The organism is Amycolatopsis sp. NPDC059657 (assembly GCF_042734395.1).
Lineage (GTDB): Bacteria > Actinomycetota > Actinomycetes > Mycobacteriales > Pseudonocardiaceae > Amycolatopsis.
This window is the reverse complement of sequence record NZ_JBHWEB010000233.1, coordinates 1-5,916: the sequence shown is the minus strand read 5'-3', so window position 1 is coordinate 5,916 and position 5,916 is coordinate 1. Positions and strand designations below refer to the sequence as shown.

Below are 5,916 nucleotides of genomic sequence, written 5' to 3'. Positions count from 1 at the left end.
ACCCGTCGCCTGAGCAGCCAACCGGCTACCAAGACCACCCGGCTCCGCCGGGTGCTGACGCGCGCCCACTCACCATTATTTTCGGATTAGAACCGTCGGGAACACTCACGAGTCTTTCAGTAGGGCGCAGGGGTCGTGTTCAGCGCGGTGACCACGGTCCGCTCCTCGTAGTCGAAGTGGGCCTCGAGCTTGGCGGCGAGCTCCCCCAGGTTGGCGCGGAGTTCGAGGACATCGCTCTCGCCGGGGACGTGACTGTCGACGAGGCGCTGGATCTCCTTCTGCAGCGCGGAGACCACCTTGTGCTCTTCGCCGAGTTTCTTCAGCGCCGGCGCCATTTCCGGGAATTGACCGGCGAGCATGGGAAAGGCGCCCATGTCCTCGCCGGTGTGGTGTTTGGTCAACGCGCCGCAGAAAGACAGGCAGTGGGCGCGCAAATCGGCCGAAAGCCGCTCGATGGTCACGTCGGCTCGGCCCTCGGCGACCGCATCGACCTGGGCAAGGATCTCGGCGAGTTCCTTGCGTAGCCAGGTGTGGACCTCCACCAGGAAGTCACCCATGCCGCGAACTCGATCGGTCTGTGTCATGCATTTCCTTTCGTCGAAGAAAGGAGGGCGACGACCACAGCAAGACAGCACAAAAGAACCCCGTATGCCTGAAACGCACGAGAGAACAAGGCTGTTCTCACCAGTGGCTTGAGAAGCCGCTACCTCCATGCGATAGGCCCATACGGGGCGCTCCAGAACAGTAGCACGGCACGGCATTGACCCGAGCCGACCGCACTCGTAGGATTGTCGACAATCTGCGTGAGGCGGAGGCACGGGTGGACGTTGGAGGTGCGTCATGGCCAGGAGGATGTCCATTTCGCTGGAAAAGCGCGGCGTCACCTGTGTGGCCGAGCTGCTCGACAAAGACGCGCCGCTGACGTGTGACGCGGTCTGGGAACACCTGCCTCAGTACGGCGACGCGTACCACGCGAAGTACGCGCGCAACGAGGTCTACGCGATGGTCGAGCGGTTCGCCGAGATCCCGCAGGAGAACCCGACGGTCACCCCGATCCCCGGTGACGTCGTGCTGTTCTCGTTCTCCGCAGGCATGCTCGACCGGAAGTTCAAGGAAGAGAAGGGCATCGACGCGCTGCCCGGCGTGATCGACCTCGCGATCTTCTACGGGCGCAACAACTTGCTGCTCAACGGGGACGTCGGCTGGGTGCCGGGGAATGTGTACGGGACCATCGTCGAAGGTCTCGATGAGATGGCCGAGGCCTGCAACGACGTCTGGCGGTCGGGCGGGGTCGGCGAGCGGCTGGTGTACCGCCGGATCACGGACTGATGCCCGAGTACCCCATCGGGCCCGAGCTGCTGGCCCAGCACGGGGTCGGGGTGATCGCGCCGTTCGACTTCGCGCTCGACCGCGAGCTCTGGCGCTGGGCGCCGCCCGATGTCTCGCTGTACCTGACACGGCTGCCGTTCACGCCCGCGCCGGTGACCGTCGAACTCGCCGAAGCGCTGAGCGAACTGGACAGCATCCGACGCGCGACGCGTGACGTGCTCGCGCCGGAGCCGCTCAGCGTGGTGTACGCCTGCACGTCCGGCAGCTTCGTCGGCGGGGCGGCGGGTGAACGGGCCTTGGTCCAGAGCATGCTCGAAGCCGGCGCGCCGCGGGCGTCGAGCACGTCCGGCGGGCTGATCGAAGCGCTCGGGCTGCTCGGCATGACCAAGATCGCGGTGGTCACGCCGTACATCGACAGCGTCACCCAGCGACTGCTGGACTTCCTCGCCGAGCACGGCGTCGAAGTCGTGTCGAGTGTCGGGCTGGGACTGCTCAGCCACATCTGGAAGGTCGGCTACGCGGAGGTCATCCGCGCGGTGGCCGATGTGGACGACACCGACGCGCAGGGCCTGTTCATCAGCTGCACCAACGTTCCCACCTACGACATCATCGCCCCGCTCGAACGGCTGCTCGGCAAGCCGGTGCTCACCGCCAACCAGGTGACCATGTGGTCCGCGCTGCGGTCCATGGGTTTCCGCGCGTCCGCCGAGGAACAACTGCTCGTCCAGGCGACCCAGCCGCACGCCGCTTGAGGAGGACCATGCCCCGCGTCGGATTCCTGTACCCCGGCTTCAGCGCCGAAGACGAATACCCGGCCATGGCGCGGCGGCTCGGTGTCGAACTTCCGTTGGCGCACACGGAGATGCGGGTCGACGCGCACCGGGTGGACGCGCTGCTCGACATCGGTGGCGACGAGGTGCTCGCCGAGGGTGCCAGGCGGCTCGAGGACATCTCGGCGATCGTCTGGGCCTGCACGAGCGGGAGCTTCGTGTTCGGCTGGGACGGTGCCATGCGGCAGGTGGCCGAGCTGAGCGCGGCGGCCGGCGTGCCCGCGTCGAGCACCTCCTTCGCGTTCGTCAACGCCGTCCGGCATCTCGGGCTGACCCGGGTCGCGGTCGCGGCCACCTACCCGGAAGACGTCGCGCGTCGCTTTGTCGACTTTCTCGCGACGGCCGGGATCGAGGTGGTGTCGCTCGGGTGGCGGGGCGTGATCACCGCGGCCGAGGTCGGCACGCTCGGACGCGAGGAGGTGCTGGAATTCGTCGCGGCCAACGACCACCCTGGCGCCGAGGCGGTGCTGGTGCCCGACACCGCGCTGCACACCGTGGCCTGGCTGGACGAGCTCGCGGCGCGGATCGGCAAGCCCGTGCTGACCGCGAACCAGGTCAGCGTATGGGAGGGTCTCCGGCTGATCGGGTCCTGTGATCGAATGGCGCTGTAATTCTTCGGTCACGAACACGCATAGCCAATCGATCTTGCGTAACATTACCCAGCAGTAGTCGTTCCATAGAGTGAAGTCATTCGTGAGAAATTGCCCAGATCAAGGTCACCCGGTAGGCAGACGGGGTTCTGGGGCACATGCTTACGGTGACTGTGCGTGGCAGCAGTGGGTGAAGATTTTTATCGAAGGAGTTGCACCGCTCCTCAGATAGGTCATTGCCCGCGATAATTGGCGAGGGGCCAAATGGAAGACATCACCAGGTTCGCCACCGAGGTGAAGCGGCTTCGGCGGCGGTTGGGGGTGTCGCTGAGCGCGCTGGCGCAGCAGACGAGCTTCAGCGAAAGCTACATCTCGAAGATGCTGCGCGGCGACCGCCCGCTGAGCCCCCGCGTCGTGAAAGAGCTGGACAACGCGCTGAAGGCCGAAGGCGCGCTCGAACGCATGGCCGAACAGCAGGAAGAAGAAGCGAACGTCGAATGGCTGCGCCCCGCGCAGTTGCCGCCGGCGGTCGACAATTTCGTCGGCCGCGAGGCCTACGTCCGCAAGCTCGACGCCGCGGTGGCCATCCCGCCGGCGCCGGGCGCCGCGCGCACGATCGTGATCGAGGGCGCGCCGGGTGTCGGCAAGACCGCGCTGCTGCTGCACTGGGCCGCCACCATCGCCAAGCGCTTCCCCGGCGGCGTGCTGTTCGCCGACCTGCACGGCTTCGCGCCCGGCGAGACCGCCGATCCAGGCGACGTGCTCAACGAGTTCCTCCGCGCGCTGGGCGCGCCGGCCGAGACCGCCATGACCAGCCTGGAGTCGCGCACCGCGCGGTTCCGCTCGATGCTGGCGGCGAAGCCGACACTGGTCGTGCTCGACAACGTCGGCAGCTATCAGCAGGTCAAGCCGTTGCTGCCCGGCCAGGGCAGCGTCGTGCTGGCCACCACCAGGGTGCACCTGTTCGGGCTCGCGGTGAACAGCGGCGCGACCAGGGTTTCGCTCGACCGGCTGCCGGTCGAGGAGGCACTCGATCTGCTGGGCCGTCTCGCCGGGCCCGCGCGGGTCGACGCCGAGCGCAAGGCCGCCGAGGTCGTGGTGCACCGCTGCGGCAGGCTGCCGCTGGCGGTCAGGATCGCCGCCGAGCACCTCGCCACGCACCCGCACCTGACGCTGCGTGCGATGGCCGACGCGCTGGCGCCGGAAGGGCACCGGCTCGACATGCTCGCCACCGCCGACGAGTCGGTCGACATCCGCAGCGTCTTCGATCTCTCCTACCGCGCGCTGAAACCCAGTGCGGCGCACATGTTCCGGCTGCTGGGCATCTTCCCCGGCAAGACGATCGACGCGCCCGCTGCCGCCGCGCTCACCGGCGAGCCGCTCAGCGCCGCCCGCAACAGCCTCGACGCGCTCGTCGCGGCCAACCTCGCCGAGACGACCATCGGCGACCGGGTGCACCTGCACGACCTGCTGCGGCTGTACGCGGCCGAGCGCGCCGAAAAAGAGGAAACCCCCGCCACGTTGGCCGAAACCCGCGACCGCGTGCTGCGCTGGTACTTCCTGACCGGGCTGAACGCGGGCAACACGCTCGCGCAGGGCTGGGCGGGTCCCGCGCTCACCGTCGACGAGACCGGGCTCTCCCCGGTCACGTTCACCGACGACTACGACGCCGCCGTCTCCTGGTACGAGAACGAGGGCGACACCGTGCTCGCGCTGGCGCGCAACGCGCACGAGCACGGCATGTCCCGGCTCGCGTGGCTGCTGCCGTGCACTCTCATGCCGTACTGGTACCTGGTCAAGAACATGGGCGCCTGGCTCGCGGGCGCGTCCGCGGGTCTCGCCGCCGCGCGTGAGGCGGGCGACGAGCTCGGCATGGCGCGGTCGCAGCACAGCCTCGGCGCGGCCAAGCACGAGCTGCACCGGGACGACGAGGCGTTGCCCCACATGGAGGAGGCGATGCGCCTGCACGCCCACCTCGAAGACGACCGTGGGCACGCGTACGCCGCGTTCGGCCTCGGCACCGTCTACACCGGACTGGGCCGTCACCACGACGCGCAGGCCATGTACACCATCGCCGTCGAACTGTTCGCCGCCAGCGACTTCGACCTCGGCATCGCGATCGTGCACCACCAGCTCTCCACCGCGTACGGCTCGATGAACCAGCTCGACGACGCGACGCAGACCGCGCACCAGGCGCTGGAGATCGGCCACCGGCTCGGCAACACCCCCGTCGAAGGCTGGGCGCGGCACCGCCTCGGCGTGCTGTACCAGCGCCAGAACCAGTACCCGACCGCGCTCGTCCAGTTCGACAGGGCGCTCGCGCTGCGGCGCGCCAGCCGTGAGCGCTGGGGTGAGGCGGAGACCCAGCTGGCACGCGGGGAAACGCTCGTCGCACTCGACCGGTTACCGGACGCACACGCCGCCTTCGAGGACGCGGCGGCCATTTTCGACGATCTCCACGACCCCCGTGCGCTGGACGCTCATGCGCAGCTAGCAGCGCTGGCCAACCGCCAATAGAACACCCCCGGATCCGCACATTTTGTGCGGTTTTTGTGCGGGGTTTGTCCGTTGCGCTGCACGTGCTTGTCACAGAGAGTTGACCCATGCGAATCAGCACTCCGAGGAGCGCGACGCCGGCAGCGATCGAGGGGTCGAGGGTCGTCGTTGCGGCGTAGTTCGCATTCGACGGGTGATGGCCCTGCCATCGGTCATCACCCGTCGACAGCACATCAAGGCAGGAGGACCCGATGTCACTTCACTACGTTCTCGAATGCGGGCATCAGCAGGCTCTGCCGACCATCCGCCAGATGCTCGCCGACCTGTCCTCGCTGCCGTGCTCCGCCTGGTGCGAATGCTGCGACACCAGGCGCGTCGTCGTCGAGCTCGCCGACCCGCTCGACGAGACCACGACCATCCCGCGGCAACGGGTTGGCTGACACCGCCCCGTTGCGCCGCGAAGGCCGCCCACCCGAGACGTCGGACGCGGCCTTCGCGGCCTAAAACCTCCTTCAGGCGGGAGGAACCGCAGGGGCGCCTTTCCCGGGGAAGCGGGAAGGGCGCCCCTCACCGCGTGGCTAGGGCCTGTATCGAAGTCGGTTAGAGCCATTCGTTGATTGCGGCGATGTGCACGGTGGCCTCGTAGCGGACGGCGAGCTTGTCGTAGCGGG

General features: G+C 68.0%; 6 protein-coding genes. 5 read left to right on the top strand and 1 reads right to left on the bottom strand.

From position 1 onward, the window contains the following. Positions 1 to 116: 116 nt before the first annotated feature. On the bottom strand, positions 117 to 584 hold the full coding sequence (locus ACFV15_RS47625) for a hemerythrin domain-containing protein (RefSeq protein WP_378360090.1): 468 nt from the start codon (positions 582 to 584) through the stop codon (positions 117 to 119). A gap of 256 nt (positions 585 to 840) precedes the next feature. On the opposite strand from ACFV15_RS47625, the gene ACFV15_RS47620 reads away from it, so the two are divergent. The 5 genes from ACFV15_RS47620 (at position 841) to ACFV15_RS47600 (ending at position 5,685) form a co-directional block, all read left to right on the top strand. Further along, positions 841 to 1,329 (top strand): DUF3830 family protein, encoded by a 489-nt coding sequence (locus ACFV15_RS47620; protein ID WP_378360088.1) that lies wholly within the window; start codon positions 841 to 843, stop codon positions 1,327 to 1,329. Next, positions 1,329 to 2,081: an Asp/Glu racemase gene (locus ACFV15_RS47615; protein ID WP_378360087.1), complete on the top strand. Its 753-nt coding sequence runs from the start codon at positions 1,329 to 1,331 to the stop codon at positions 2,079 to 2,081. Before ACFV15_RS47620 ends, ACFV15_RS47615 begins: the two co-directional genes overlap by 1 nt. An 8-nt stretch (positions 2,082 to 2,089) precedes the next feature. Next, a complete protein-coding gene (locus tag ACFV15_RS47610) occupies positions 2,090 to 2,770 on the top strand; it encodes a maleate cis-trans isomerase (RefSeq protein WP_378360085.1) in 681 nt (226 codons plus the stop codon). Between the two features lie 243 nt (positions 2,771 to 3,013). Further along, entirely contained in the window at positions 3,014 to 5,266 is a 2,253-nt protein-coding gene (locus ACFV15_RS47605) for a tetratricopeptide repeat protein (RefSeq protein ID WP_378360083.1), read from the top strand. Positions 5,267 to 5,496: 230 nt separating this feature from the next. Continuing rightward, positions 5,497 to 5,685, top strand: a complete 189-nt coding sequence (locus ACFV15_RS47600) for a hypothetical protein (RefSeq protein WP_378360082.1) — start codon at positions 5,497 to 5,499, stop codon at positions 5,683 to 5,685. Positions 5,686 to 5,916 lie beyond the last annotated feature (231 nt).